Source organism: Burkholderia sp. Cy-637 (assembly GCF_011753175.1).
GTDB lineage: Bacteria > Pseudomonadota > Gammaproteobacteria > Burkholderiales > Burkholderiaceae > Burkholderia > Burkholderia gladioli.
The window spans coordinates 39,695-66,473 of record NZ_VWWC01000001.1 but is presented as its reverse complement, the minus strand read 5'-3'; the positions used below and the strand labels follow the sequence as shown (position 1 = coordinate 66,473).

Below are 26,779 nucleotides of genomic sequence, written 5' to 3'. Positions count from 1 at the left end.
ATCAGTCCACGTGGTAGTTGGGGGCTTCCTTGGTGATCTGCACGTCATGGACGTGCGATTCGCGCATGCCGGCCGCCGTGATCTGGACGAACTCGGCCTTGTCGTGCAGCTCGGCGATGGTGCGGCAACCGCAATAGCCCATGCTGGCGCGCACGCCGCCCACCAGCTGGAACAAGATCGCGTTGACCGAACCCTTGTAGGCGACACGGCCTTCGATGCCTTCCGGCACCAGCTTGTCGATGTTCGCGGAGTTGTCCTGGAAGTAGCGATCGGCGGCGCCGTCCTTCATCGCGCCGACCGAGCCCATGCCGCGATACGACTTGTACTGGCGGCCCTGGTACAGGAACACGTCGCCCGGCGCTTCCTCGGTGCCGGCCAGCATGCTGCCCATCATCACGGCATTCGCGCCGGCGGCCAGGGCCTTCGACACGTCGCCCGAGAAGCGCACGCCGCCGTCGGCGATGCAGGGCACGCCCGAGCCGCGCAGCGCTTCCGAGACATTGGCGATCGCGCTGATCTGCGGCACGCCCACGCCGGCCACGATCCGCGTGGTGCAGATCGAACCCGGGCCGATGCCGACCTTGACCGCGTCCGCGCCGTACTCGACCAGCGCCTTGGCGGCGGCGGCGGTAGCGATGTTGCCGCCGATCACCTCGACCTGCGGGAAGTTCTGCTTGACCCAGCGCACGCGCTCGAGCACGCCCTTGCTGTGGCCGTGCGCCGTGTCGACCACGATCACGTCGACGCCGGCCTGCACCAGCAGCTCGACGCGCTCTTCGTTGTCGGCGCCGACGCCGACGGCCGCGCCCACGCGCAGCTTGCCGTGCTCGTCCTTGCAGGCATCCGGGTGCTCGGTCTGCTTGGTGATGTCCTTCACCGTCATCAGGCCGCGCAGCTCGAAGGTATCGTTGACGACCAGCACGCGCTCCAGGCGGTGGCTGTGCATCAGCGCCTTGGCCTCGGCCAGCGGCGTGCCTTCCTTGACGGTGACCAGGCGCTCGCGCGGCGTCATGATCGACTTGACCGGCTCGTCGAGACGGCTTTCGAAACGCAGGTCGCGGTTGGTGACGATGCCCACCAGCTGCGCGCCTTCCACCACCGGGAAACCGGAAATGCCATGCTGGCGCGACAGCGCGATCACGTCGCGAACCTTCATCGACGGCGGCACGGTGATCGGGTCGCGTACCACGCCGGACTCGAAACGCTTGACCTTGGCGACTTCGCGCGCCTGTTCGGCGGGCGTGAGGTTCTTGTGGACGATGCCCACGCCGCCCTGCTGCGCCATCGCGATGGCGAGACGGCCTTCCGTCACCGTGTCCATGGCGGCGGACACGAGCGGCATGTTCAGGGCGATGTTGCGGGTGAGTTGGGTCTTGAGGCTGGTGTCGCGCGGCAGGACGTCGGAGAACGCCGGGACGAGGAGCACGTCATCGAACGTGAGTGCTTTTTGGATAAGACGCATGGCAGATCCTATGGGCGCAAAGCCGAATTATACGCGATACGCGGCGAATTTTCACAACACGAACAACGGCTTAGCGCCTTTCCGGCCGGGCGTTCGCTTTCGGCTTCGCCGCGCGTTCGTCCGGATTTCGCCGCCAGGCCACGATGTTCGGATACGAAAATCCAGGACATTTCGCAGGTTCGGCACCGAAACAGTCGGCCGCAAAGGGCCGAAACGAGGCCCGGAAAACCCGTCGTCGCCTAAGGGTATTGATGTATCTGCATACGATTTTGGCCGCCCGGCCCGCCCTGGTATGCAGGATTCGACAAGACAGAGGCCCTGCCCGGCAGCTACGATGCGCCTCGTTCTGATTTTTCAGCCGGTTCGGCAAGACAAGGAAGGAAGTGATGATGCAGCGCGGAGTCCTGTACGGCGTTCTGGCCGGCGCCCTGTGGGGCATGGTGTTCCTGGTGCCCAGGCTGCTGGCCGATATCTCGCCGCTGGTGCTCAGCGCCGGGCGCTACACCATGTACGGGCTGGTTTCGGCGCTGGTGGCGCTGCCGACGGCGCGCTCGCTGCTGGCCCGGCTCACGCGCGCCGATCTGGTCGCCCTGGTGCAGCTCGCGATCGTCGGCAACCTCGGCTACTACATGCTGCTGTCCAGCGCGGTGCACCTGATCGGCATCGCCCCCACCTCGCTGATCGTCGGCGTGCTGCCCGTCACGGTCACCTTCGCCGGCCTGCGCGACGCCGACGCGGTGCCGCTGCGCCGGCTCGCGCTGCCGCTCGCCCTGGTCGCCGCCGGCATCGCCGCGATCAATATCGACCTGTTCACCTCGAGCGCGGCCCAGGCCACCTCCACCGCCGACAAGCTGGCCGGCATCGCCTGCGCCACCGGCGCGCTGGCGAGCTGGACCTGGTACGCGGTGGCCAACGCGCGCTACCTGCGGCGCCATCATCATTTCGACGGCAACGAATGGTCGGCGCTGTGGGGGATCGTGACCGGGCTGGTCGGCGCGCTGGCCTGGCTGGTGCTGGCCGTGCTGCCGGTCGGCAGCGTCTCGATGCCGGCCGCGGGCGGCTGGCCGCTGTTCTGGCTGCTCAATCTCGGCCTGGCGATCGGCGCGTCCTGGCTCGGCAATGGTCTGTGGAATGCGGCCTCCAAGCGCTTGCCGCTCACGCTGACGGGCCAGTTGATCGTGTTCGAGACGGTCTTCGCGATGCTGTATGGCTTCGTGTTCGAGGCGCGCCTGCCGCGCGGGCTGGAAATCGCCGCGCTGGCGCTGCTGCTGGCCGGCGTTTATGGCGCGGTGCGCCAGCATGGCGATACCGCGCCGCCGGCCGGCCCGGGCAGCCCGGATCTGGAGCAACAGCCGGGCGAAGCCCGCCGGCCGGCGCATTAAAACGCCGGCGGCAGCCAGGTCGAAAAATCGGGACAGGATGACGGTGACGAGAGGAGGTTGCCGCGCCCATGTGCGAGCCGGCTCTCGTCGGACGGAATCGCGCCGCGCAGTCGCCAAGCGCGCGGCCGTCGTGCGGCGCTCAGCTCAGCGCGAATCCTTGGGCAGCCACTTGCGGCCCTCGACCGAGCCTTCGCGGCGGGTCTTGTCGACGCGGCGCTGGCGCGCCGCCTTCGGGTCGACGATCAGCGGCCGGTAGATCTCGACGCGATCGCCCTCGTGCAGCGGCGCGTCGAGCGGCGCGAGCTTGCCGAACACACCCGTCTTGGCCACCGAGATGTCGATGTCGGGATGCAGCCCGACGATCCCGCTCGCCTCGATCGCGTCGCGCACCGTGGCGCTGTCCGGCAATTCCACGTCGAGCAGCGTCTGGCAGGACGAAAGCGCGTAACACACCTGGACACGCAGCATGGTCAGCCCTTGCCGTAGCGCTGGTCCGCGCGCTTCACGAACGAATCGACGAAGGTGTTGGCGATATGGCTGAACACCGGGCCGATGATCTTTTCGAGGATCACGCTGGTGAATTCGTAGTGCAGCGCGAACTCGATCTTGCAGGCATCGGCGCGCAGCGGCGTGAAGCGCCAGTAGCCCGTGAACTTCTTGAACGGGCCGTCGGCGAACTCCATGTCGATCCGGTGCGGCCGCTCCTGGGTGTTGCGGGTCGCGAAGTGCTGCCGAATGCCCTTGAAGTTGATGTCGATCCGCGCCTCCATGCCGGTCTCGTCCTGGCGCCGGATCTCGATGCCGCCGCACCAGGGCAGGAAGTTCGGGTAGTCGGCCACGTCGGTCACGAGGTCGAACATCTGTTCCGCCGAATGGCGGATCAATACGGTTTTGTGGACATCTGCCATAAATCTCGCGGCATCAAGAGTGGGGGCCGAGCCGGGCCAACTGCGCCCCGCTTTGCTAAAATCGCGATTTTAAACGAGTTGGCCAATTCCTTTCATGAGCATCATAGACAACAGAAAGGCATTCTTCGACTACCACATCGAAGAACGCTACGAAGCAGGGCTCGTGCTGGAGGGATGGGAGGTCAAGGCCCTGCGCGCCGGCCGCGGCCAGATCAAGGAAGGCTATGTGATCGTCAAGAACGCCGAGATCTTCCTGATCGGCACCCACATCAGCCCGCTGCCCGAGGCTTCGACCCACATCAAGCCCGATCCGGTACGCACGCGCAAGCTACTGCTGCACCGTGAGGAGATCAAGAAGCTGATCGGCAAGGTCGAGCAGCGCGGCTACACGCTGGTGCCGCTGAACTTCCACTACAAGGGCGGCCGCGTCAAATGCGAGATCGGCCTGGCCAAGGGCAAGAAGCTGCACGACAAGCGCGAAACCGAGAAAAAGCGCGACTGGGAACGCGAGAAGGCGCGCATCATGCGCGACGGCGCGCGCAGCTGAACGCCCGCGCCACCCGCTCCATCAGCACCGCAACGACAAATGGCCCGCGCATGCGGGCCATTTTCTTGGATCAGACGAATCGGGCGGCCGAGGCCGCCCGAATTGCCGCCGGCAGGCGCCGCGGCTCAAACCTTGGGAGCCGGCGTCGCGCCGCCGCGCTTGACGATGCTCAGCGCCGAAGCAATCGCCGTGCTCAGGTCCGACAGGTTCGACGGCACGATCAGCGTATTGCCCTGCTTGGCGAGATTGCCGAAGGCGCTCACGTATTGCTCGGCCACCTTCAGGTTCACGGCATCCATGCCGCCCTGCGACTGGATCGCCTGCGCGATCTTCTGGATCGCCTGCGCATTGGCCTCGGCCACCGCCAGGATCGCGGCGGCCTCGCCCTGCGCCTGGTTGATGGCGGCCTGGCGCTCACCTTCCGATTTCTGGATCGCCGATTCGCGCGCACCGGCCGCGATATTGATCTGCTCCTGCTTGCGCCCTTCCGAGGCGGCGATCAGGGCCCGCTTCTCGCGCTCGGCCGTGATCTGCGCCTGCATCGCGTGGAGGATTTCCTTGGGCGGCGTGAGATCCTTGATTTCGTAGCGCAGCACCTTCACGCCCCAGTTCGAGGCCGCCTCGTCGAGCGCCGAGACGATGCTGTGGTTGATGAAGTCGCGCTCCTCGAAGGTCTTGTCGAGCTCGAGCTTGCCGATCACCGAACGCAGCATGGTCTGCGAGAGCTGCGTGATCGCCAGGATGAAGTTGCTGGACCCGTAGGACGCCTTCATCGGATCGGTCACCTGGAAGTACAGCACGCCGTCCACCTGCAGCTGCGTGTTGTCCCGCGTGATGCAGATCTGGCTCGGCACGTCGAGCGGGATTTCCTTCAGCAGATGCCGGTAGGCGATGCGATCGACGAAGGGCAGCACGATATTGAGGCCCGGCGACAGCGTGGCGTGGTAGCGGCCGAAGCGCTCCAGCACCCAGGCATGTTGTTGCGGCACGATCTTGACCGTCCTCGACAGCACGACGAACACGATGACAAGCAATACCGCCCAGAAAATCAGCGCATCCATGAACCAGCCTCCTTGTTTTGTTGGCAGATCGAAGTATCGCGACGGGCTCTCAGCCCCGGGACTTCGCGACCACGACCAGACAATTTCCCCGTAACGCGCGCACCTCGTAGAGCTGCGCATCGTCGCGCTCGCCTGCGGCGAGTTCGACGTCCCAGTCGGCCCCGCGATACGGCACGCGGGCCCGGCCGTCCTGCCAATGCTCGACCGTCAGCGTCGCGCCGATGTCGAGATTGATGTCGGGATTGGCCGAGGCGTCGCGCTTCTGCCGGCTGCCGAAGCGCGAGCGGCGCAGGACCACCAGCAGCACCAGCGCGACCACGGCCGCCGCTGCCAGTTGCAGATGCGGCGCGCCGCCCGCCAGATGCACCAGGCCGCCGGCGACGAAACCGATCGCCACCATCAGCAGGTAGAACGTGCCCGTCATCAGCTCGGCGACCACCAGCACTCCCACGCCGATCCACCAGATCAGTTGGCCTGACAGCATCGCGATCTCCCAAACGAAAACACCCCGGTAGCTACCGGGGTGTTTATAGCACAGAGACGTGCCCGAATCGGTGAGCGGCGACGATGTCGCGCCACCGATCTCAACGACGGCTTACTTCTGCGTCTTGGCCAGCGCCTGCCAGGTGTCGATCACCGTGTCGGGGTTCAGCGAGATCGACAGGATGCCTTCCTCGGTCAGCCATTGCGCGAAGTCCGGGTGATCGGACGGGCCCTGGCCGCAGATGCCGACGTACTTGTCGAGCTTGCGGCAGGTGTCGATCGCGCGCTTGAGCATGAACTTGACGGCCGGGTCGCGCTCGTCGAAGTCCACCGCCAGCAGCTCCATGCCCGAGTCGCGGTCCAGGCCCAGCGTGAGCTGGGTCAGGTCGTTCGAGCCGATCGAGAAGCCGTCGAAGTGCTCCAGGAACTGCTCGGCCAGGATCGCGTTCGAGGGCACCTCGCACATCATGATCAGGCGCAGGCCGTTCTCGCCGCGCTTCAGGCCGTACTTGGCCAGCAGGCCGACCACGCGCTCCGCCTGCTTCACGGTACGCACGAAGGGCACCATGATCTCGACGTTGCTCAGGCCCATCTCGTCGCGCACGCGCTTGAGCGCGAGGCATTCCATCTCGAAGGCCTGGGCGAAGTCGTCGGCGATGTAGCGCGAGGCGCCGCGGAAGCCCAGCATCGGGTTTTCCTCGTCCGGCTCGTAGCGCGAACCGCCGATCAGCTTCTTGTACTCGTTCGACTTGAAGTCGGACAGGCGCACGATCACGGGCTTCGGATAGAAGGCCGCGCCGATCGTGGCGATGCCCTCGGTCAGCTTGTCGACGTAGAACGCACGCGGCGAGGCATGGCCGCGCGCGACGCTCTCGACCGCCTTCTTGAGGTCCGAATCGATGTTCGGGTACTCGAGGATCGCCTTCGGGTGCACGCCGATGTTGTTGTTGATGATGAACTCCAGGCGCGCCAGGCCGACACCGGCGTTCGGCAACTGCGAGAAGTCGAAGGCGAGCTGCGGGTTGCCCACGTTCATCATGATCTTGACCGGGATCGACGGCAGTTCGCCGCGCTGGACCTCGGTCACCTCGGTTTCGAGCAGGCCGTCGTAGATCTTGCCCTCGTCGCCCTCGGCGCAGGACACCGTGACCAGCGCGCCGTCCTTGAGGATCTCGGTGGCGTCGCCGCAGCCAACCACGGCCGGCACGCCCAGCTCGCGCGCGATGATCGCCGCGTGGCAGGTCCGGCCGCCGCGATTCGTGACGATCGCCGCGGCGCGCTTCATCACCGGTTCCCAGTTCGGGTCGGTCATGTCGGCTACCAGCACGTCGCCGGGCTGCACGCGTTCCATCTCGGACGGATCCTGGATCACGCGCACCGGGCCGGCGCCGATCTTCTGGCCGATCGCGCGGCCGGTAGCCAGCACCTGCGACTGCCCCTTGAGCTTGAAGCGCTGTTCGCCCTTGCCGCTGGCCTGGCTCTTCACGGTTTCCGGGCGCGCCTGCAGGATGAAGATCTTGCCGTCGCGGCCGTCCTTGCCCCACTCGATGTCCATCGGGCGCTGGTAGTGCTTCTCGATGATCACGGCATAACGCGCCAGCTCGATCACGTCCTCGTCGGTGATCGAGTAGCGGTTGCGCTGCTCGCCCGGCACGTCGACCGTCTTCACGCGGCCCGGCTCGCCCGGCTGCGTGAACTCCATCTTGATCAGCTTGGAGCCGATCGAGCGGCGGATGATCGGGTACTTGTCCTGCGCGAGCGTGGTCTTGAAGACGTAGAACTCGTCCGGATTCACGGCGCCCTGCACCACGGTCTCGCCCAGGCCGTAGCTCGAGGTGACGAACACCGCGTCCTTGAAGCCCGATTCGGTGTCGATCGTGAACATCACGCCGGCCGCGCCCACGTCGGAGCGGACCATGCGCTGCACGCCGGCCGACAGCGCGACCTCGGCGTGCGTGAAGCCCTTGTGGACGCGATAGGAAATGGCGCGATCGTTGTAGAGCGAGGCGAACACGTGCTTCATGCGGTCGAGCACGTCCTCGATGCCCACCACGTTGAGGTAGGACTCCTGCTGGCCGGCGAACGAAGCGTCGGGAAGGTCTTCCGCGGTGGCCGAGGAACGGACCGCGAACGACAGTTCCTCGGGCGAGCTCTGGCAGAGCACCACGAACTGTTCACGGATTTCGGCTTCGAGACGCGGCTGCAGCGGCGCGTCGACGATCCACTTGCGGATCTCCGCGCCCGCGACGGCGAGCGCCTTCACGTCGTCGATATCGAGCGACTCGAGGCGTTTCGCGATGCGTTCGGTGAGATCGTTGTGGGCGAGGAAGTCGCGGAAAGCCAGCGCCGTGGTCGCGAAACCCGTGGGTACGCGAACGCCAGCTTCGGAAAGCTGGCTGATCATCTCGCCGAGGGAAGCATTCTTGCCCCCGACGATCTCGACATCGGTCATCCGCAACTGCTCGAACGGGATTACATACGCCTGGTCCTTTGCGACGTTTGCTGCGTTAGTCATACAAGCCCCTAAGTGTGAAAAAAATTCACGATCGGGCGATTGGGCTCGGGCGCGGCCGCCTGTAGGAAGCGGTGGCGCGCATCGCACGACCTGTTGGATAAGCGGTCGCAACAGCCGACGCAGCTTGTAAAAATCCCGGCAGAAGGACGAAATAGCAGACAAATCGCCCTATTTGCCGGGAACTCAAGCCAGTGTCGGTAAAAAAGACGGGAACATGACGTCTTTTCGAAACGGCTTATCCAACAGGTTGGCCGCTATTCTACCCTGCCGGCCCGCCGCTGTGACGAACCGGCGTCGATCGCCGCCTCCAAGCGCGCCGGCAAGGCCGCGCCGGGGCGCAAGCGCGGCGCGGACGCCCTGCTAGAATGGCCGCTTCCGGCCCGCTCGAGGCCGCCACCGCGCCACGCACGTCTGCCCCGATTCTTCATGCTTCCTACCGTTTTCATCGTCTCCGACGGCACCGGGATCACCGCCGAAACCTTCGCGCATTCGATCCTGTCCCAGTTCGACCAGAAATTCCGGCACGTGCGCGTGCCCTTCGTCGACTCGCCCGACAAGGCCTACCTGACGGTGCAGAAGATCAACGACGCAGCGCAGCTCGAGGGCCGCCGGCCGATCGTGTTCACCACCCTGGTCGACAGCGAATCCAACGAAATCGTCAAGCGCTCGAACGCGCTGGTGCTCGACATGTTCCAGCGCTTCGTCGAGCCACTCGAGCAGGAACTGCAGCTGAAGTCGACCCATGCTATGGGCCGCGGCCACCAGAACGCCGATACCGAGGAATACAAGACGCGGATCGAGGCCATCAACTTCTCGCTCGCGCACGACGACGGCCAGTCCGATCGCAACCTGGCCGAGGCCGACGTGATCCTGGTGGGCGTGTCGCGCAGCGGCAAGACGCCGACCAGCCTCTACCTGGCGATGCAGTACGGCGTGAAGGCGGCGAACTATCCGCTGATCCCCGAGGATTTCGAGCGCGGCAAGCTGCCCGGCGAGCTCTCCAAGCATCGCGAGAAGCTGTTCGGGCTGTCGATCGACCCGCAGCGGCTCTCGGAGATCCGCAACGAGCGGCGCCCGGGCAGCAAGTACGCCTCGCCCGAGAACTGCCGCTACGAGATCAACGAGGCCGAGGCGATGATGCGCCGCGAAGGGATCAGTTGGCTGTCGTCGACGCACAAGTCGATCGAGGAAATCGCCACCACCATCCTGCAGGAAATCAAGCTCGATCGGCTCTCCTACTGAGCGCGCATAAGAAAGCGGCGACGCGATTCGCATCGCGCCGCCGCCTTGGTGATTCCCTTCCGTCCTTCCCGCTCAGCGCATCAACGCTTGCGTTGCTGCCGGCACTGCTCGAACAAGCAGACCGCCGCCGCGGCCGCCACGTTCAGCGACTCCATGCCGCCGGGCTGCGGGATCGTCACGCGCAAGCCCGCCGCCTCGCGCCAGGCGGCCGACACGCCCGCCCCTTCGTTGCCGAAGACCCAGGCCACCGGTCCCTTCAGGTCGCAGTCGTCGATCGCCTGCGCCCCGTGCGAGTCGGTTAGCGCGACCGGCACCGCCAGGCGCGGGATCAGCGCCTCGGCCTCGACGTCTTCATGGATATCGAGCAGGAAATGCGCGCCCATGCCCGAGCGCAGCACCTTCGAGGACCAGGCATAGGCGGTGCCGCGCATGCAGAACACCTGGCTCACGCCGGCCGCGGCCGCGCTGCGCAGGATCGAGCCGACATTGCCGGCATCCTGCACGCCGTCGAGCACCACGGACGTGCGCGTGACGCGCTCGGGCAGTTCGGCGACCGGCCGCTCGACCAGCAGCAGCATGCCGATGCCGTTGACCACGCTCGACAACTGGCCGAACAGCGCATCGGGCAGCGAGACCACGCGCTGCGGCTCGACGCGCGCCACGATCGCCTGCGTCTCGTCATGCGAGAGCGCGCCGTCGGTGACCACGCAGAGTTCGGGCTGGCCGCGCGCATCGAGATAGGCCGAGGCGAGATGGAGACCTTCGAGCAGCGCCTGGGCGCCGCGGCGTTGCTGCTGCGTCGAGCCCGCCAGCGCCTTGAGGCGTTTGTAGAGCGGGTTGTCGCGCGAGGTAATCAGTTTCATCGTTCGATTCGGAGCGCTTCGCGCACCGGCGCGAAGGAGCGCCGGTGATGCTCGCAGGGGCCGTGCTCGCGCAGCGCGGCCAGGTGCTTCGGCGTGCCGTAGCCGGCGTGGACGTCGAAGCCGTAATGCGGGAAGGTCGCGTGCAGGTCCACCAGCAGGCGGTCGCGCGTGACCTTGGCGATGATCGAGGCGGCCGAGATGCTCGGCACCAGCGCGTCGCCGCCGACGATCGCCTCGCTGCGGATGCTCAGCGTCGGGCAGCGGTTGCCGTCGATCCTGGCCAGCGTCGGCAGCAGCGACAGGCCTTCCACGGCGCGCCGCATCGCCAGCATGGTTGCGTGGAGGATGTTGAGCGTGTCGATTTCCTCGACGCTGGCCGAGGCGACGCACCAGGCGCGCGAATGCGCGACGATCTCGTGATAGAGAAGCTCGCGCTTCTTCGCGCTGAGCGCCTTGGAATCGTCGAGACCGAGGATCGGTCGCGCCGGATCGAGGATCACCGCGGCCGCCACCACCGGGCCGGCCAGCGGCCCGCGCCCGGCTTCGTCGACGCCGCAGACGATCTCGCCCGGCGCGTCGAAGTCGAAGCCCGACTGGTCGATCGCGATCACGGCTGCCGCCGCGCCGCGCGGAGTGCGGGCGGCCTTCATGCGCGCGGCTTCCGGCTCGCCACCACGCGCTCGATGGCCTCGGCGGCGCGCGTCGCCGTGTTCTGCCGCAGCGACAGGTGCATCTCGGTGAAGATCTCGGTCAGCGTGCGGCGGTTCGCTTCGTCGCGCAGCTGCGTGAGCGTCGCGTCGGCCAGCGCCTCGGGCGTCGCGAAATGCTGCAGCAGCTCGGGCACCACGAAACGCCCGGCCAGGATGTTCGGCAGGCCGACATAGGGCAGATAACCCTGGCGACGCATTACCTGCCCGGTCAGCCAGGGCACCTTGTACGAGATCACCATCGGCTTCTTCAGCAGCGCCGCCTCCAGCGTGACGGTGCCGCTCTTGACGAGGATCGCGTCGGCGGCCGTCATGGCCACCTGCGAGCGGCCTTCGGTCAGCGTCAGCGGCAACTGCGGATGCGCATCCACCAGCGGCTGCAGCAGCTCGCGCAGCGCCGGCGTGGCAGCCGGCATCACGAAGCGCACGCCGGGCTCGCGCTTGTGCATCAGCGCCATCGCCGCGAAGAAGGTGGGCCCGATCAGCCCGATCTCGGAACGCCGGCTGCCCGGCAGCACCGCGATCACGGGCCCGCTCTCGGGCAGGCCGAGGGCGATGCGCGCGCCGCGCGTATCGGGTTCGAGCGGGATGTCGTCGGCCAGCGGATGTCCCACGTAGGTCGAGGCCAGGCCCGATTTCTCGAGCAGGGCCGGTTCGAACGGGAACAGGCACAGCATGTGGTCGACCGACTTGACGATCTTCTTGATCCGGCCGCCGCGCCAGGCCCAGATCGAGGGGCAGACGAAATGCACGGTCGGGATGCCGGCTTCGCGCAGCGAGTGCTCGACGCCGAAATTGAAGTCGGGTGCGTCGATGCCGACGAACACGTCGGGCCGCTCGGCCAGCAATTGGCGTTTCAGCTCGCCGCGGATGCGCAGGATGCCGGGGATTTCCTTGAGCGCCTCGACGTAGCCGCGCACGGTCAGCCGGTCCATCGGCCAGTGCGAGTCGAAGCCGGCGGCGATCATGCGCGGCCCGCCGATGCCGTAGTAATGCGCCGAACCGGGCAGGCGCGCATGCAGCCCGCCCAGCAGCGAGGCGCCGAGCAGATCGCCCGACGGCTCGCCGGCAACCAACGCGAGCCGCAGCGGAGTCGAGGTCAGCGCCATCGTGTCAGCGGATGATGCCGCGTTGCGAGGCGTCGATGAAGGCGAGGAACTGCTTGAGCTCGGTCACGCCGTCACCGCCCTTCCCGTCTTGCGCGCCCGCCTCGACCATATCGCGCAGCTCCGCCTTGGCCTCGTCGAGCGTCTTGCCGCTCTTGTAGACCACGCGGTAGGCGCTGCGCAGCACGCTGATCGCCTCGGCCGAGAAGCCGCGGCGACGCAGGCCCTCGACATTGATGCCATGCGGCACGGCCTTGTTGCCGGCCGAGATCACGAACGGCGGCACGTCCTGGACCAGCGCCGAAGCGCCGCCCAGCATCGAGTGCGCGCCGATCCTCACGAACTGGTGCACGCCCGACATGCCGCCGACGATGGCCCAGTCGCCGATCTCGACGTGCCCCGCCATCTGCGCGTTGCTCGACAGGATCACGTGGTTGCCGACCCGGCAGTCGTGGCCGATGTGGACATAGGCCATGATCCAGTTGTCGTCGCCTAGCGTGGTCACGCCGGCGTCCTGCACGGTGCCGGTGTGGATCGTGGTGAATTCGCGGATCGTGTTGCGATCGCCGATCACGAGCCGGGTAGGCTCGTCCTTGTACTTCATGTCCTGCGGACGGCCGCCGACCGACGCGTAATGGCCGATGCGGTTGTCCTCGCCGATCGTGGTGTGCCCCTCGATCACGCTGTGCGAACCGATGGTGGTGCGCGCGCCGATCGTGACGTGCGGGCCGACGATCGCGTACGGGCCGATCTCGACGCTCTCGTCGATCTGCGCGCCCGGCTCGATCACGGCCGTGGAATGGATCCTGCTCATGCGCGGTTGCCTCTCTTGGTCAGTCCTGCCTCGGTGGTGATGGCGCGCGGCGCTCAGGGCGCGGCGTCGGCCGACTTCACCGTGCACATCAGTTCGGCCTCGGCGGCCACCTTGCCGTCGACTTCGGCGGTCGCCTTGAACTTCCAGATGCCGCGGATGTAGCGCTCGAACTTCACGTTCAGGATCAGCTGGTCGCCCGGCTCGACCACGCGCTTGAAGCGCGCGCCGTCGATGCCGACGAAGTAGTACAGCGACTTGCCCGGATCCTTCGGCTGTTCCTCGCTGAAGGTCAACAGCGCCGCGGCCTGCGCCAGCGCCTCGATGATCAGCACGCCCGGCATCACCGGGCGCTGCGGGAAATGCCCCTGGAAGAACGGCTCGTTGATGGTCACGTTCTTCAGGGCTTTGATGCTTTCGTGCGGGGTGAGTTCGAGCACGCGGTCGACGAGCAGAATCGGATAACGATGCGGCAGCAGCGTGAGGATCTTGTGGATGTCGAAATTGATTTGTTCGATGCTCATGATGGTTCGTCTCACGCAATGCTGCGCGGTGGTGACTGCAAATGCTGATAGGGGCCGCCCCAGGCGGCGCGGCCCTCTCTGACTCGCGCGCGGGCCGCTGGTCTCAGCCGCCCGTCGCGCCCGATTCGACCTTCAGTCCTGCGCGGGTCCGTCGTTGCGCGCGGCCAGCGCGGTCTCGAGCGAACGGATGCGGTCGCGCAGCTTGTCGAGATTGCGGACGAGCGCCGCGCTGCGGTTCCAGTCGCCGTGCTCGACGGCCGGGAACGCGCTCGTGTACATGCCGGCCTTCGGCAGCGACTTCGACACGCCCGACTGCGCCGTGACGATCACGTAGTCGCCGAGCGTGACGTGGCCGGCGATGCCGACCGCGCCGCCGATCATGCAATGGCGGCCGATATTGGTGCTGCCCGCGATGCCGGCGCAACCGGCGATCACGGTATAGGCGCCGATCCGGCAGTTGTGGGCGATCTGCACCAGGTTGTCGATCTTCACGCACTCCTCGATGACCGTGTCGGCCATCGCGCCGCGATCGATCGTGGTGTTCGCGCCGATCTCGACGTCGGGGCCGATCTTCACGCCGCCGACCTGCGGAATCTTGACCCAGGTGCCGGTACGCGCCTCGCCCTCGCCGACGAAGTCGGGCGCGAAGCCGAAGCCGTCGGAGCCGATCACGGCGCCCGAATGCACGATCGCACGCACGCCGATATCGCAGCCGTGATAGACGACCACGTTCGGGTACAGGCGGGAGCCTTCGCCGATCTTCGTGCCGGCGCCCACGAACACGTTGGCGTCCAGGCGCACGCCCTCGCCGATCACCGCGCCGGCCTCGACCGTCACGTTCGGGCCGATCACGGCGCTGGCCGCGACCTGCGCCGAGGGATCGACGTTCGCGCTCGAATGCACGCCCGAAGGCCGCTTGGGCGCGGCCAGGTCGATGAACATCTGCGCGACGCGCGCGAAATAGGCGTAGGGATTCGGGGTGAGGATGAAGTTGCGGCCCTCGGCGGCCGCGCCGAGCTTCTCCAGGTCGCGCGGCGCGATCAGCACGGCGCCGGCGCGGGTGGTCTCGACCTGGGACAGGTACTTGGGATTGGCGAGGAAGGCGAGCTGGTTCGGGCCGGCCTGGTCCAGCGGCGCGAGGCCGCCGACCTGGCACTGCGGATCCCCGGCGATATCCCCGCCGAATCGTTTGGCGAGTTCGTCTAGCGTCAATGCCATGCGCGCTCCCTCAGTTCAGCGAACCGGTGGGCGAGGCCAGCGCCTTCAGCACCTTGTCGGTGATATCGATGCGCGGGCTGACATACACCGCTTCCTGCACGATCAGGTCGTAGTTCTGCTGCTCGGCGATCTGCTTGATCACCTTGTTGGCCTTGTCCAGCACCGCGGCGAGTTCCTCGTTGCGGCGCTGGTTGAGGTCCTCGCGGAACTCGCGCTGCTTGCGCTGGAAGTCGGTGTCGAGCTGGGCCAGGTCGCGCTGCTTTTGCGCACGATCGGCGGCCGACAGCGACTGGCCGTTCTTGTCGAGCGAATCCGACATCGACTTGAGACGCGCGGCCATGTCCTGCAGGTCCTTGTCGCGCTTCGCGAACTCGGCTTCGAGTTTGGTCTGCGCGGCCTTGGCCGGCGCGGACTCGCGGAGGATCCGGTCGGAATTGACCGCCGCGATCCGAGCGACGTCCTGCGCCTGGGCGGCCGTCGCGCCGAGCGCGGCGGACAGCGCCAGCGCGCACATCACTCGTTTCGAAAACTTACCGGTTAGCAAAATTACCCTCTCGATGCGTTTGGTGTTGCGGTTCCGATCAGAATGCGGTCCCGATCTGGAACTGGAATTTCTGGTACTGGTCGCCTTCGTGCTTCTGCAGCGGGAAACCGAGGCTCAGCTTGAGCGGGCCGATCGGCGAGATCCAGGCCAGACCCACGCCGTAGCCGTAGCGCAGGCCGTTCGCGCCGGTGCTGGTGCCGCCAGGCGCGTTGCCCCAGACGTTACCGCCGTCGAAGAAGGTGAACACGCGCAGCGTGCGGTCGTAGCCGGTGCCCGGCAGCGGGAAGGTCAGCTCGATGTTGCCGACCACCATCTTCGAACCGCCGATCGGGTCGTTGGTCTTCGAGTCGCGCGGGCCGAGCGAGCTCGGTTCGTAGCCACGCACCGAGCCGATACCGCCCGCGTAGTAGTTCTTGAAGATCGGGTAGGCGTTGCCGATACCGTTGCCGTAGCCGCCCTGGAAGTTCAGGCCCAGGATGAAGCCGCGCGCGAACGAGTAGTAGTACTGCGCCTGCACGTCCATCTTGTAGTACTGGATCTTGTCCACCGGCGCGCCGTATTCGGCATTGGCCTGGGTGAAGTAGCCGCGGCTCGGGATCAGCGCGCTGTCACGCGCGTCGCGCGACCAGCCGATGGTCAGCGGCACCGAGTTCGACACGCGGCCGAACTGCTGCACGTAATCCTGGTAGCTCTGCGGCGTATCCGCGTCGACATCGAGGCGGTTCTGCTCGAAGCCCACGCCGAAGAACACCGTGTCGACTTCCGAGAACGGAATGCCGAACTTCATGTCGCCACCGGCCGTGATGATCCGGAAGCTCGAATTGGTCGAGTAGTACAGCGGCTGGTAGGTGCGGTAGAACACGTCGGTGATCCGCTTGATGCCGTCCACCGTGAAGTACGGGTCGACCTGCGTGACCGTCAGCGTGCGGTAGCTGCGCGCCGTGTTGACGTTCACCGACAGGCTGGTGCCGGAGCCGAACACGTTGTCCTGCGAGATACCGGCCGACAGCACCACCTTGTCGGTCGAGGAGAAACCCGCGCCCAGCGTGATCGCGCCGGTCGGCTTCTCGGTGACCTTCACGTTCACGTCGACCTGGTCGCTGGTGCCTTCCACCGGCACCGTGGTGACGTCCACGTCGGTGAAGTAGCCCAGGCGGTTGACGCGATCCTTGGACAGCGCAAGGCGGCTCGAATCGAACCACGAGCTCTCGAGCTGGCGCATTTCACGGCGCACCACCTCGTCGCGCGTGCGGGTGTTGCCGACCACGTTGATGCGGCGCACGTAGACGCGGCGGCTCGGGTCGACCACCAGCGTCAGGGCCACCTTGTGCGAGGCCTGGTCGATGTTCGGCTGGGCGTTGACGGTCGCGAAGGCGTAACCGTATTCACCGAGCTTGTCGACGATCGCCTTGGTGGTGGCCTGCAGCTTCTCGGCCGAGAAACGCTCGCCGGCCTTGATCTTGACCAGCTTCTGCAGCTCGGCCTGGCGATCCAGCAGGTTGCCCGAGAGCTGGATGCTCGAGATCGTGTACGGCTCGCCCTCGTGCAGCGAGAGCGTCAGGTACATGTCCTTCTTGTCGGGCGAGATCGAGACCTGGGTCGAATCGATGTTGAATTCGAGGTAGCCGCGATTCAGGTAGTACGAGCGGACGTTTTCCAGGTCGCCGGTGAGCTTTTCCTTCGAGTACAGGTCGTTCTTGGTGTACCAGGAGAACCAGTTCGGCGTCGACAGCTGCATCTCGTTGCGCAGCGTGCTGGTGCTGAAGGTCTTGTTGCCGATGAAGTTGATCTGGCGGATCTTGGCGCTCGGGCCCTCGGCCACCGAGAACAGGATCGAGACGCGGTTGGCGTCGACCGGCGTGATGGTGGTGGTGACCTCGGCGGCGTAGTAGCCGCGCGTGAGGTACTGGCGCTTCAGTTCCTGCTCGGCCTTGTCGACCAGCGACTTGTCGTAGTAGCGGCCTTGCGACAGGCCGACCGCGCGCAGCGCCTTGGTCAGGTTGTCCTTGTCGAATTCCTTGATGCCGGTGAAGTCGATCGACGAGATCGCCGGGCGCTCCTGCACCTGCACGATCACCACGCTGCCTTCGGTGGCGATCTTCACGTCATTGAAGAAGCCCGTCGCGTAGAGCGCGCGGATTGCTTCGGATGCCTTGTCGTCCGTGAAGGTGTCGCCCTGCTTGATCGGCAGGTAGGCGAACACGGAACCGGCTTCGACACGCTGCAAGCCCTCGATCTTGATATCCTGCACGACGAACGGCGACGTCGCGTGGGCTGCGAGTCCGTGCACGGCGAGCGCCGCGGCGGCTACAGTCTTGGGTACGAAGCGATGAGGTTTGAACAACGTGCATCCCCAGTATTTAAGCTTGCATCAGATCCGGCGACGGCCCTCGCAGCCCTCGCCCGACGCTTCAAGAATGGATTAAACGAGACAGATCGTTGAACAGCGCGATCGCCGACAGCGCGACGATGCAGATCAACCCCGCTCTTTGCAGAATCAGTTGCCAGCGCTCGGAAACGGCCTTCCCGGTCGCGGCTTCAACCAGATAATATAACAGATGCCCCCCGTCCAAAACCGGAATCGGCAGCAAGTTCAGCACGCCGAGACTGATGCTGACCAGCGCCAGAAAGGACAGGAAGGCTGATAATCCGAGCCGCGCGCTCTTGCCCGCGTAGTCCGCGATGGTCACCGGTCCCGACAGGTTCTTCAGCGACGCCTCCCCGGTCAGCATCCGCCCGAACATCTTCAGCGAGTACACCGAAATGCCCCAGGTGCGGCGCACGCCCAGCTCGGCGCTCTCGAGCAGGCCGTAGCGCACGTCCACGGTGGGCGTGTGCATCGCCAGCGCCGCGCCGATCCGGCCGACCTGCGCGCCGTTCGCGCCGGGCGTGGCATCGCGCTCCGCATGCGGCACGATGCTCAGCGTGCGCTCGACGCCGCCGCGCGAGATCCGCAGCGCGAGCGGACGGCCCGCATGCGACTTGATGGTGTCGATGAAGCGACCCGAGCCGATCACCGGCTTGCCGTCGAGCGCGACGATGCGGTCGCCCGGCTGCAGCCCGGCCTGCTCGGCCGCGCTGCCCGGCGTGACCGCCGAGATCGACAGCGCCCCGCCGCCGGGCTCGAAGCCGAGCTTCGACATGTAGTCGTCGTCGGCCGAGCGCTGGTCGAAGCCGCCCAGGTCGACGTGGAAATCGTAGGTCGCCCCGCCGGTGCGGCCGCCCAGGATCACCTGGCGATGGTCGATGGTCGCGCCGAGCAGCTTCCAGCGCAGGTCCGACCAGGAGCGCACCGGCTCGGCCGCGCCGCCTTGCGCGTCGCGGATCGAGACGATGGTTTCGCCGCCGTCGAAGCCGGCGCGCGCGGCCACCGTGTCGGCGGCCGGCGCCGCGACCACCGCCGCCGGCTCGGTCACGCCGGTGGCGAACACCGTGGAGAACAGCAGGATCGCGAGCAGGAAGTTGGCGATCGGCCCGGCCGCGACGATCGCGATGCGCTTCCACACCGACTGGCGGTTGAAGGCCTGGGGCAGGTCGGCCGGCGCGATGCCCTCGGGGCCCGGATCGCGCTCGTCGAGCATCTTCACGTAGCCGCCCAGCGGCAGCGCCGACAGCGTCCATTCGGTGCCGGTGCGACGACTGGTGTGCCGCACCAGCACCGTGCCGAAGCCGATCGAGAAACGCAGCACCTTCACGCCGCAGAGGCGCGCGATGCTGTAATGACCGTATTCGTGGACGACGACCAGCACGCCGATCGCCACTGCAAACGCTACCAGCTCGATCAGCACGTTCATGCGCCCCTCTCGCTCAGGCTACGCGCTCCGCGCGCGGAACAGGCAGTTTCGCGATCACCGCGGCGGCCTCGCGGCGCGCCTCGGCATCGGCCGCCAGCACGTCGTCGAGACCGTCCGGCTCGCGATTCGTCAGATGATTGAGCACCGTATCGACCGTGCTCGCGATATCCATGAAGCCGATCCGGCGCTCCAGGAAGGCCTCCACCGCCAGCTCGTTGGCGGCGTTGAGCACCGTGCTGGCCACCCCGCCCGCGTCGAGCGCCTGGATCGCCAGGGCCAGGCAGGGGAAGCGCTGGAAGTCCGGCTTCTCGAAGTTCAGGGTGGCGACCTGGGCCAGGTCGAGCTGGGCGACGCCGGCGTCCACGCGCTCCGGGAAGGCCAGCGCATGCGCGATCGGCGTGCGCATGTCGGGGTTGCCCAGCTGCGCGAGCACCGAGCCGTCCTTGTACGAGACCAGCGAATGGATCACGCTCTGCGGATGGATCAGCACCTCGATGCGCTGGCTCGGCAGGCCGAAGATCCAGTGCGCCTCGATCACCTCCAGGCCCTTGTTCATCATGGTGGCCGAATCCACCGAGATCTTGCGGCCCATCGACCAGTTCGGGTGCTTGCAGGCCTCGTCCGGCGTGACGTCGACCAGGGTGGCCGGCTCGCGGGTGCGGAACGGGCCGCCCGAGGCAGTCACGATGATCTTGGCGATGCCGCCGTGCTCGGCGATGTCGCGCGGCATGCACTGGAAGATCGCGTTGTGCTCGCTGTCGACCGGCAGCAGGATCGCGCCATGGTCGCGCACCGCGTCCATGAAAATCGAGCCCGACATCACCAGCGATTCCTTGTTGGCCAGCAGGATGCGCTTGCCGGCGCGCGCGGCGGCCAGGCTCGAGGCCAGGCCGGCGGCGCCGACGATCGCGGCGACCACCGTATCGCAGCCGTCGGCCCGGGCGATCTCGACCAGCGCGTCCGGGCCATGGGCGACCTGGGTACGGCAACCGGCCGCGCGCAGCTTGGCCTCGACCGCAGCGGCGGTTTCCGCCGAGCCGACCACGGCCACTTCGGGCCGGAACTTCAGGCACTGCTCGACGAGCTTGTCGCCGTTGCGGTGCGCGCTCAGCGCATAGACCGAGAAGCGGTCCGGGTGACGCGCGACGACGTCGAGCGTGCTGTCTCCGATCGAGCCCGTCGAGCCCAGGATAGTCAGGCGTTTTTGCATGATGAAGATCTAGTGATTAACCGAGCAGCAGCACCGCGAGCGGCAGCACCGGCAGCAGCGCGTCGACCCGGTCGAGCACGCCGCCGTGGCCCGGCAGCAGTCCGCTCGAATCCTTCACGCCGGCCTGCCGCTTGAGCAGGGACTCGAACAGGTCGCCGATCACGCTGTAGGCGACCAGCAGGCTCAGTGCCGCGAACGCGCCCGGCGCGCCGAAGCGCTGCGCGAGCGCTGAAAACAGGGTCGGCTCGAACGCGTGCAGGCCGATCGCCAGGCCCGCGACGATCATCACCGCCAGCCAGCCGCCTGCCGCGCCCTCCCAGGTCTTGCCCGGGCTCACCGACGGGGCCAGCTTGTGCCTGCCGAAAGCCTTGCCCGCGAAGTATGCGCCTATATCGGCCAGCCAGACGACCAGCAGCATCGACAGCACGAAGGGGATGCCGGCCGCGCGCGCGGCCACCACGGCGTGCCAGCAGGCCGCGAAGACCAGCAGGCCCGCCGCCAGCAGGAAGGGTTTCCAGGCGCCGGCGGCCAGCGTGGGCTTGCGCCACAGCGCGAACGGGCCGGCCAGCAGCCAGAACACGCCGGCCGCCTCGACCAGGGGGCGCGAGGGGGCGAAACCGACGCCCAGGCCCATGCTGGCGGCCAGCGCCAGCGCGGCCACCAGCGCGTAGACCACCGAGCCGGCCGCGCCGAGCTTGAGCAGGCGCGCCCATTCCCAGGCGGCGAATACCAGCACGAGGGCGATCAGCGCGCCGAATGCCGCGAGCGGCGCGAACAGCGTCACTGGCAGCAGGATGGCCAGCAGCACGACCGCCGTGATGACACGGGTCTTCAGCATGAAAGGGAGTCGACGTCCTGGGACTGGGGTTCGAGCTGCGCGCTCGTCCGGCCGAACCGGCGTTCGCGATCGGTGTACGACGCCAGCGCATCGGCGAGCGCGGCGGCGTCGAAATCGGGCCAGAACTTGCCCGTGAAATAGAATTCGGTGTAGGCGAGCTGCCAGAGCAGGAAATTGCTGACGCGCTGCTCGCCGCCGGTGCGGATGAACAGGTCCGGCTCGGGCGCGTAGGCCATCGCCAGGTGCTGCGCGAAGGCGGTTTCGTCGACCTCGAGCTCGCGACCCTCGCGCACCGCCTCGGCGATCAGCTTCTTGGTGGCCTGCAGGATGTCCCAGCGGCCGCCGTAGTTCGCGGCGATGGTCAGCGTCAGGCGCGTATTGCGCGCGGTCTTGGTTTCCGCGCGGCGGATCAGCTCGCGGATGCGGGGTTCGAAGCGATCGAGCTCGCCGACCACGCGCAGGCGGATGCCGTTCGCATGCAGCTTGCCGACCTCGCGCTCGAGCGCAGTGATGAACAGGCGCATCAGGAACGACACCTCGTCGTTCGGCCTGCGCCAGTTCTCGGAGCTGAAGGCGAACAGCGTCAGGTATTCGACGCCGGCGCGCGCGCACCCTTCCACCACCGAGCGCACCGCGTCGACGCCGCGGGTATGCCCCGCGACGCGCGGCAGCCGGCGCTCGGTGGCCCAACGGCCGTTGCCGTCCATGATGATCGCGATATGACGTGGCACGGCGGCGACGTCGGGCACGCGAACGGTAGAGCTGGTATAAGTCATGGCCGCTGAGACAGTAACCGAGGGAAAAAGTGCGACGCGCGCATCGCGCGTCAGACCGTCATGATCTCGGCTTCTTTGGTCTGCGCGAGCTTGTCGATCTCGGCGACGTGCTTGTCCGTCAGCTTCTGGACGTCGTCGCTGGCGCGGCGCTCGTCGTCTTCCGAGATTTCCTTGTCCTTGACCAGCTTCTTGAGCTGCTCGTTGGCATCGCGACGCAGGTTGCGTACCGCCACCTTGGCCGTCTCGGCCTCGCTCTTGACCACCTTGGCCAGCTCGCGGCGGCGCTCTTCCGTCAGCGCCGGCATCGGCACGCGGATGGCATCGCCCGAGGTTGCCGGGTTCAGGCCCAGGTCCGATTCGCGGATGGCCTTCTCGACCTTCGCCACCATCGGCTTTTCCCAAGGCTGCACGCTGATCGTGCGCGCATCGGCGAGCGTCAGGTTGGCGACCTGCGAGATCGGCACCATCGAGCCGTAGTAGTCGACCTGCACGTGATCGAGCAGGCCGGTATGCGCGCGGCCGGTACGGATCTTTGCCAGATCGTTCTTGAACGCTTCGATCGAGCGTTGCATCTTCTGCTCGACGCCCTTCTTCACTTCAGCGTGACTCATTTCAACCTCCGAACCTTCGAACCTTCGAACCTTCAAAACGACACAGGCCGGCATCCCGCCGGCGGCGTCATGCCAGGCCTGTATCGGCGTGAGTTTACACGTGGACGAGCGTACCCTCGTCCTCGCCCTGCACGATACGCTTGAGCGCACCGGGCTTGTTGATCGAGAACACCCGGATCGGCAGCTTCTGGTCGCGGCACAGCGCGAAGGCGGTGGCGTCCATCACCTGCAGATTGCGGCCGATCGCCTCGTCGAAGCTGATCGAGGTATAGCGCGTGGCCGACGGATCCTTCTTCGGATCGGCGGTGTAGACGCCGTCCACCTTGGTGGCCTTCAGCACCACTTCCGCGCCCACTTCCGAGCCGCGCAGCGCGGCGGCCGTGTCGGTCGTGAAGAACGGGTTGCCGGTACCGGCCGCGAAGATCACCACGCGGCCTTCCTCGAGCTGGCGGATCGCGCGGGGCCGGATGTACGGCTCCACCACCTGGTCCATGCGCAGCGCCGACTGCACGCGCGCCTCGATACCGGCATGGCGCATCGCGTCCTGCAGCGCCAGCGCGTTCATCATCGTCGCCAGCATCCCCATGTAGTCGGCCGTGGCGCGGTCCATGCCGGCCGCGCCGCCCGCCACGCCGCGGAAGATGTTGCCGCCGCCGATCACGACGGCCAGCTGCGTGCCGAGGCGCACCACCTCGGCGACGTCCGCCACCATCCGCTCGATCGTCGCGCGATTGATGCCGAAGGCATCGTCGCCCATCAGCGCTTCGCCGGAAAGTTTGAGGAGGACGCGTTTATAGGCATTGGGCATAGGGGCTTCCAAGCGACGAGAGGATGACAAGCACGAACTGTAGGGGCGAAATACTGATTCGGGCAAGCGCCGCCAAATTGCCGCCCGGAAACCGGGCGCCAATCCGCGGCGCTGCCGAAGCGCGGCGGAGCGGGCGCCCGCCGCGGGTCCAACGATGCTGCGATACGGCTTACTGCTGCTTGGCTGCCGCGACTTGCGCCGCCACTTCGGCCGCGAAGTCGTCCTGGCGCTTCTCGATGCCTTCGCCGACCACGAACAGCGAGAACTTCTGCACTGCAGCATTGGCCGCCTTGAGCATCTGTTCGATCGTCTGCTTGTCGTTCTTCACGAACGGCTGGTTCAGCAGCGAGACTTCCTTCAGGTACTTCTGGACGCTGCCGTCGACCATCTTGGCGACGATCTCGGCCGGCTTGCCCGATTCGGCGGCCTTCTGCTCGGCCACGCGGCGTTCCTTCTCGATCAGTTCGGCCGGCACTTCGTCGGCCGACAGCGAAACCGGCTTCATGGCCGCGACGTGCATCGCGACGTCCTTGCCGACCTGCTCGTCCGCGCCGGTGTACTCGACGATCACGCCGATGCGGCTGCCGTGCAGGTAGGTGGCGATCTGGTTGGCGGTCTCGAAGCGCACGAAGCGGCGGATCGAGATGTTTTCGCCGATCTTGCCGACCAGGGCCAGGCGCACTTCGTCGACCGTCTTGCCGTCCAGCGGCAGGGCCGACAGGGCAGCCACGTCAGCCGGGTTCTGGGCCGCGACGAGTTCCGCGACGGTCTTGGCGAAGGCCAGGAAGTCGTCGTTCTTGGCGACGAAGTCGGTTTCGCAGTTCAGCTCGACCAGGGCGCCGGCGCCATTGCCGACGAAGGACGAGACCACGCCTTCGGCCGTCACGCGCGATGCTGCCTTGCTGGCCTTGTTGCCGAGCTTCACGCGCAGCAGTTCCTCGGCCTTGCCCAGGTCGCCGTCGGCTTCCGTCAGCGCCTTCTTGCATTCCATCATCGGCGCGTCGGTCTTCGCGCGCAGTTCTGCCACCATGCTTGCGGTAATTGCCGCCATCATTCGCTCCTTGGGTCTGTATTCACGACGCCGCCCTTCGACATGGGCGGCGGGGATTCGTTTCCGGCGATTCGCATCGGATGCCGCGGCATTCGATGCTCGCCCCGGCAACGCGACTTAAAAAAAGGGGGCCTGTTGAGAGCCCCCTTTTTGCGCCGGCTCGGGACCGGTTACGCGTTCTCTTCGACGTACTCGTCGTCGCCGCGCACCGCCTGGACCACTTCGTTGACCGCGTTGGCACGGCCTTCGAGGATCGCGTCGGCCACGCCTTCGGCGTACAGCGCGACAGCCTTGCTCGAGTCGTCGTTACCCGGGATCACGTAGTCCACGCCTTCCGGCGAGTGGTTCGTATCGACCACGGCGATGACCGGCACGCCCAGCTTGTTCGCTTCGGTGATGGCAATCTTGTGGTAGCCGACGTCGACTACGAAGATCGCGTCCGGAATGCCGCCCATGTCCTTCACGCCGCCGATCGACTTCTGCAGCTTGGCGATTTCGCGTTCGAACAGCAGCGCTTCCTTCTTGCTCATCTTCTCGGTTTCACCCGATTCGACGGCCGCTTCCATGTCCTTCAGGCGCTTGATCGATACCTTCAGCGTCTTGAAGTTGGTCAGCATGCCGCCGAGCCAGCGCGCGTTGACGAACGGCATGCCGGCGCGCTGCGCTTCCTGAGCGATCGTGTCGCGCGACTGACGCTTGGTGCCGACGAACAGGATCGTGCCCCGATTTGCCGACAGCTGGCGCACGTACTTCTGTGCGTCCGTGAACATCGGCAGCGTCTTTTCGAGGTTGATGATGTGAATCTTGTTGCGATGACCGAAAATGAACGGGGCCATCTTCGGGTTCCAGAAGCGCGTTTGGTGACCGAAGTGGACACCGGCTTCCAGCATTTGGCGCATCGTGACTGCCATGAGAGTAATTCTCCGCTAGGGTTGGGTCTTAAGCCGGCTGCCGTATCGCGGCGAATGGCACGCGACACCCAGGGTGCGCCGGCTTGCGATTCGGCACGCGCGAACACCGCGCGTGCCGGTCAGCCCGGACCTGCTTTCCCCATGCCGGATCACATGAATCGAGCATGAATTGAAAGTAGAGCCAGACTTAGCCAAAGAGTATAGCACGCCGGAATGACCGCTCTCAAGTCACCCATGTCTTTGCCGAATCCTTTGCCGCGCCGCTCGCCATTCGGGGAAACCCTGCGCGCCGGCAAGCCCGTTCGCCGTCGCGCGACCACGTTCGGGCACCGATTCCGCCGCCGCCGCACCGGGCCCGCGCGCCGCCGCGAATCCCCTGCACCACCGTGAAACCCAAGCCGGACAAGCCCAACAAGGGCTGCGACCACCTCCAGAAGGTGCGATAATCCCGCAATTCCACGCATTCCTCGCAGGCAAGACCCATGGCCATCACGATCAAGACCGACCACGATATCGAGCAGATGCGCGTCGCCTGCCGGCTGGCGAGCGAGGTGCTCGACTACATCACGCCGTTCGTGGTCGCCGGCACCACCACCGGCGAGATCGACCGGCTCTGCCACGAGTACATGACCAAGGTGCAGGGCACCGTGCCGGCACCGCTGAACTACCAGCCGCCCGGCTACCCGCCCTATCCGAAGGCGATCTGCACCTCGGTCAACGACGTGATCTGCCACGGCATTCCCGGCGACAAGGTGCTCAAGAACGGCGACGCGCTCAATATCGACATCACCGTGATCAAGAACGGCTATTTCGGCGACACCAGCCGGATGTTCCTGGTCGGCGAAGGTTCGATCCTCGCCAAGCGCCTGATCCAGACCACCTACGAATGCATGTGGCTCGGCATCGAGCAGGTCAAGCCGGGCGCGCACCTGGGCGATATCGGCCACGCCATCCAGAAGCACGCCGAAGGGCGCGGCTACAGCGTGGTGCGCGAATACTGCGGGCACGGCATCGGCACGGTGTTCCACGAGGATCCGCAGGTGGTGCACTACGGCCGCCCCGGCACCGGCATCGAGCTGGTGCCCGGCATGATCTTCACGATCGAGCCGATGATCAACGCCGGCAAGCGCGACATCCGCACCATGCCGGACCAGTGGACCGTGAAGACGCGCGACCGCAGCCTGTCGGCGCAGTGGGAACATACCGTGCTGGTCACGCCGACCGGCCACGAGGTGCTGACCGTCTCGGCCGGCACGCCGGCCCGCCCCGCGCTCGACGCGGTGGCGGCCTGAGGATCGATTGCCGGGCGCGGTTCGCCGCGCCCGCCTTGCTGTTGGCCTGACCCGGCTTGCCCGACCCGATTCGTCCCGCGCGCCGGCGCGAGTCGCCCGCCACTGGCCGGGCCCA

The 26,779-nt window shown here is 66.5% G+C and carries 25 protein-coding genes and 1 pseudogene; 4 read left to right on the top strand and 22 right to left on the bottom strand.

The window, feature by feature from the left end; all coding sequences use genetic code 11:
* Nucleotide 1: 1 nt before the first annotated feature.
* Nucleotides 2–1,462 (bottom strand): IMP dehydrogenase, encoded by a 1,461-nt coding sequence (guaB, locus tag F3J10_RS00300; protein WP_025096645.1) that lies wholly within the window; start codon nt 1,460–1,462, stop codon nt 2–4.
* A gap of 389 nt (nt 1,463–1,851) precedes the next feature.
* Here guaB and F3J10_RS00295 point away from each other — a divergent pair, with 389 nt between their 5' ends.
* Nucleotides 1,852–2,844 (top strand): DMT family transporter, encoded by a 993-nt coding sequence (locus F3J10_RS00295; RefSeq protein WP_167240576.1) that lies wholly within the window; start codon nt 1,852–1,854, stop codon nt 2,842–2,844.
* Between the two features lie 144 nt (nt 2,845–2,988).
* Here the strand turns inward: F3J10_RS00295 and F3J10_RS00290 are convergent, their stop codons facing one another.
* Both F3J10_RS00290 and F3J10_RS00285 read right to left on the bottom strand, forming a co-directional pair.
* The gene (locus tag F3J10_RS00290) at nt 2,989–3,312 is read right to left on the bottom strand and encodes an RnfH family protein (protein ID WP_025096643.1); all 324 of its coding nucleotides are present in this window, start codon (nt 3,310–3,312) and stop codon (nt 2,989–2,991) included.
* Nucleotides 3,313–3,314: 2 nt separating this feature from the next.
* Nucleotides 3,315–3,752, bottom strand: coding sequence for a type II toxin-antitoxin system RatA family toxin (locus tag F3J10_RS00285; protein WP_013698494.1), 438 nt, complete (start codon nt 3,750–3,752; stop codon nt 3,315–3,317).
* A 94-nt stretch (nt 3,753–3,846) separates the two neighbouring features.
* On the opposite strand from F3J10_RS00285, the gene smpB reads away from it, so the two are divergent.
* Entirely contained in the window at nt 3,847–4,299 is a 453-nt protein-coding gene (gene smpB / locus F3J10_RS00280) for an SsrA-binding protein SmpB (protein WP_013698495.1), read from the top strand.
* Between the two features lie 125 nt (nt 4,300–4,424).
* Here the strand turns inward: smpB and F3J10_RS00275 are convergent, their stop codons facing one another.
* The 3 genes from F3J10_RS00275 to ppsA form a co-directional block, all read right to left on the bottom strand.
* A complete protein-coding gene (locus F3J10_RS00275) occupies nt 4,425–5,360 on the bottom strand; it encodes a stomatin-like protein (protein ID WP_013698496.1) in 936 nt (311 codons plus the stop codon).
* 49 nt (nt 5,361–5,409) lie between these two features.
* Nucleotides 5,410–5,844 (bottom strand): NfeD family protein, encoded by a 435-nt coding sequence (locus F3J10_RS00270; RefSeq protein ID WP_025096642.1) that lies wholly within the window; start codon nt 5,842–5,844, stop codon nt 5,410–5,412.
* Nucleotides 5,845–5,955: 111 nt separating this feature from the next.
* Nucleotides 5,956–8,358, bottom strand: coding sequence for a phosphoenolpyruvate synthase (gene ppsA, locus F3J10_RS00265; RefSeq protein ID WP_167240482.1), 2,403 nt, complete (start codon nt 8,356–8,358; stop codon nt 5,956–5,958).
* A gap of 426 nt (nt 8,359–8,784) precedes the next feature.
* Between ppsA and F3J10_RS00260 the strand changes: the two genes are divergently transcribed.
* Nucleotides 8,785–9,600, top strand: coding sequence for a pyruvate, water dikinase regulatory protein (locus tag F3J10_RS00260; RefSeq protein ID WP_013698499.1), 816 nt, complete (start codon nt 8,785–8,787; stop codon nt 9,598–9,600).
* 80 nt (nt 9,601–9,680) lie between these two features.
* On the opposite strand, the gene F3J10_RS00255 is transcribed toward F3J10_RS00260, so the two are convergent.
* The 16 genes from F3J10_RS00255 to rpsB all read right to left on the bottom strand — a co-directional run bounded on the left by F3J10_RS00255 (nt 9,681) and on the right by rpsB (nt 25,372).
* Complete coding sequence (locus tag F3J10_RS00255) at nt 9,681–10,463, bottom strand: RNA methyltransferase (RefSeq protein WP_166911200.1); 783 nt, start codon at nt 10,461–10,463, stop codon at nt 9,681–9,683.
* Nucleotides 10,460–11,113: a ribonuclease HII gene (rnhB, locus tag F3J10_RS00250; protein ID WP_025096639.1), complete on the bottom strand. Its 654-nt coding sequence runs from the start codon at nt 11,111–11,113 to the stop codon at nt 10,460–10,462. Before rnhB ends, F3J10_RS00255 begins: the two co-directional genes overlap by 4 nt.
* Complete coding sequence (lpxB, locus tag F3J10_RS00245; protein ID WP_167240480.1) at nt 11,110–12,279, bottom strand: lipid-A-disaccharide synthase; 1,170 nt, start codon at nt 12,277–12,279, stop codon at nt 11,110–11,112. Before lpxB ends, rnhB begins: the two co-directional genes overlap by 4 nt.
* Before the next feature lie 4 nt (nt 12,280–12,283).
* Nucleotides 12,284–13,090, bottom strand: coding sequence for an acyl-ACP--UDP-N-acetylglucosamine O-acyltransferase (lpxA, locus tag F3J10_RS00240; RefSeq protein ID WP_166911204.1), 807 nt, complete (start codon nt 13,088–13,090; stop codon nt 12,284–12,286).
* Nucleotides 13,091–13,143: 53 nt separating this feature from the next.
* A complete protein-coding gene (gene fabZ, locus F3J10_RS00235; protein ID WP_013698504.1) occupies nt 13,144–13,611 on the bottom strand; it encodes a 3-hydroxyacyl-ACP dehydratase FabZ in 468 nt (155 codons plus the stop codon).
* Nucleotides 13,612–13,743: 132 nt separating this feature from the next.
* Nucleotides 13,744–14,829 (bottom strand): UDP-3-O-(3-hydroxymyristoyl)glucosamine N-acyltransferase, encoded by a 1,086-nt coding sequence (lpxD, locus tag F3J10_RS00230; protein WP_167240478.1) that lies wholly within the window; start codon nt 14,827–14,829, stop codon nt 13,744–13,746.
* Between the two features lie 10 nt (nt 14,830–14,839).
* Nucleotides 14,840–15,343, bottom strand: coding sequence for an OmpH family outer membrane protein (locus F3J10_RS00225; RefSeq protein WP_029949180.1), 504 nt, complete (start codon nt 15,341–15,343; stop codon nt 14,840–14,842).
* A 67-nt stretch (nt 15,344–15,410) separates the two neighbouring features.
* Complete coding sequence (bamA, locus tag F3J10_RS00220; protein WP_025096635.1) at nt 15,411–17,717, bottom strand: outer membrane protein assembly factor BamA; 2,307 nt, start codon at nt 17,715–17,717, stop codon at nt 15,411–15,413.
* Between the two features lie 67 nt (nt 17,718–17,784).
* A complete protein-coding gene (gene rseP, locus F3J10_RS00215) occupies nt 17,785–19,167 on the bottom strand; it encodes an RIP metalloprotease RseP (RefSeq protein WP_166911208.1) in 1,383 nt (460 codons plus the stop codon).
* A 13-nt stretch (nt 19,168–19,180) separates the two neighbouring features.
* Nucleotides 19,181–20,377, bottom strand: a complete 1,197-nt coding sequence (locus F3J10_RS00210) for a 1-deoxy-D-xylulose-5-phosphate reductoisomerase (RefSeq protein ID WP_167240476.1) — start codon at nt 20,375–20,377, stop codon at nt 19,181–19,183.
* A 16-nt stretch (nt 20,378–20,393) separates the two neighbouring features.
* Nucleotides 20,394–21,215 (bottom strand): phosphatidate cytidylyltransferase, encoded by an 822-nt coding sequence (locus F3J10_RS00205; RefSeq protein WP_166911212.1) that lies wholly within the window; start codon nt 21,213–21,215, stop codon nt 20,394–20,396.
* A complete protein-coding gene (gene uppS, locus F3J10_RS00200) occupies nt 21,209–21,991 on the bottom strand; it encodes a polyprenyl diphosphate synthase (RefSeq protein ID WP_025096631.1) in 783 nt (260 codons plus the stop codon). Before uppS ends, F3J10_RS00205 begins: the two co-directional genes overlap by 7 nt.
* Before the next feature lie 50 nt (nt 21,992–22,041).
* Nucleotides 22,042–22,602, bottom strand: a complete 561-nt coding sequence (gene frr, locus F3J10_RS00195; RefSeq protein WP_025096630.1) for a ribosome recycling factor — start codon at nt 22,600–22,602, stop codon at nt 22,042–22,044.
* Nucleotides 22,603–22,696: 94 nt separating this feature from the next.
* On the bottom strand, nt 22,697–23,410 hold the full coding sequence (gene pyrH / locus F3J10_RS00190) for a UMP kinase (RefSeq protein ID WP_025096629.1): 714 nt from the start codon (nt 23,408–23,410) through the stop codon (nt 22,697–22,699).
* Nucleotides 23,411–23,579: 169 nt separating this feature from the next.
* Entirely contained in the window at nt 23,580–24,461 is an 882-nt protein-coding gene (tsf, locus tag F3J10_RS00185) for a translation elongation factor Ts (protein WP_025096628.1), read from the bottom strand.
* Nucleotides 24,462–24,631: 170 nt separating this feature from the next.
* Nucleotides 24,632–25,372 carry a 30S ribosomal protein S2 gene (gene rpsB, locus F3J10_RS00180; RefSeq protein WP_013698515.1) on the bottom strand — a complete coding sequence of 247 codons (741 nt, stop codon included), beginning with the start codon at nt 25,370–25,372 and terminating at the stop codon, nt 24,632–24,634.
* A 449-nt stretch (nt 25,373–25,821) separates the two neighbouring features.
* Here rpsB and map point away from each other — a divergent pair.
* A pseudogene (gene map / locus F3J10_RS00175) lies at nt 25,822–26,664 on the top strand (type I methionyl aminopeptidase); the annotation flags it as partial.
* Nucleotides 26,665–26,779 lie beyond the last annotated feature (115 nt).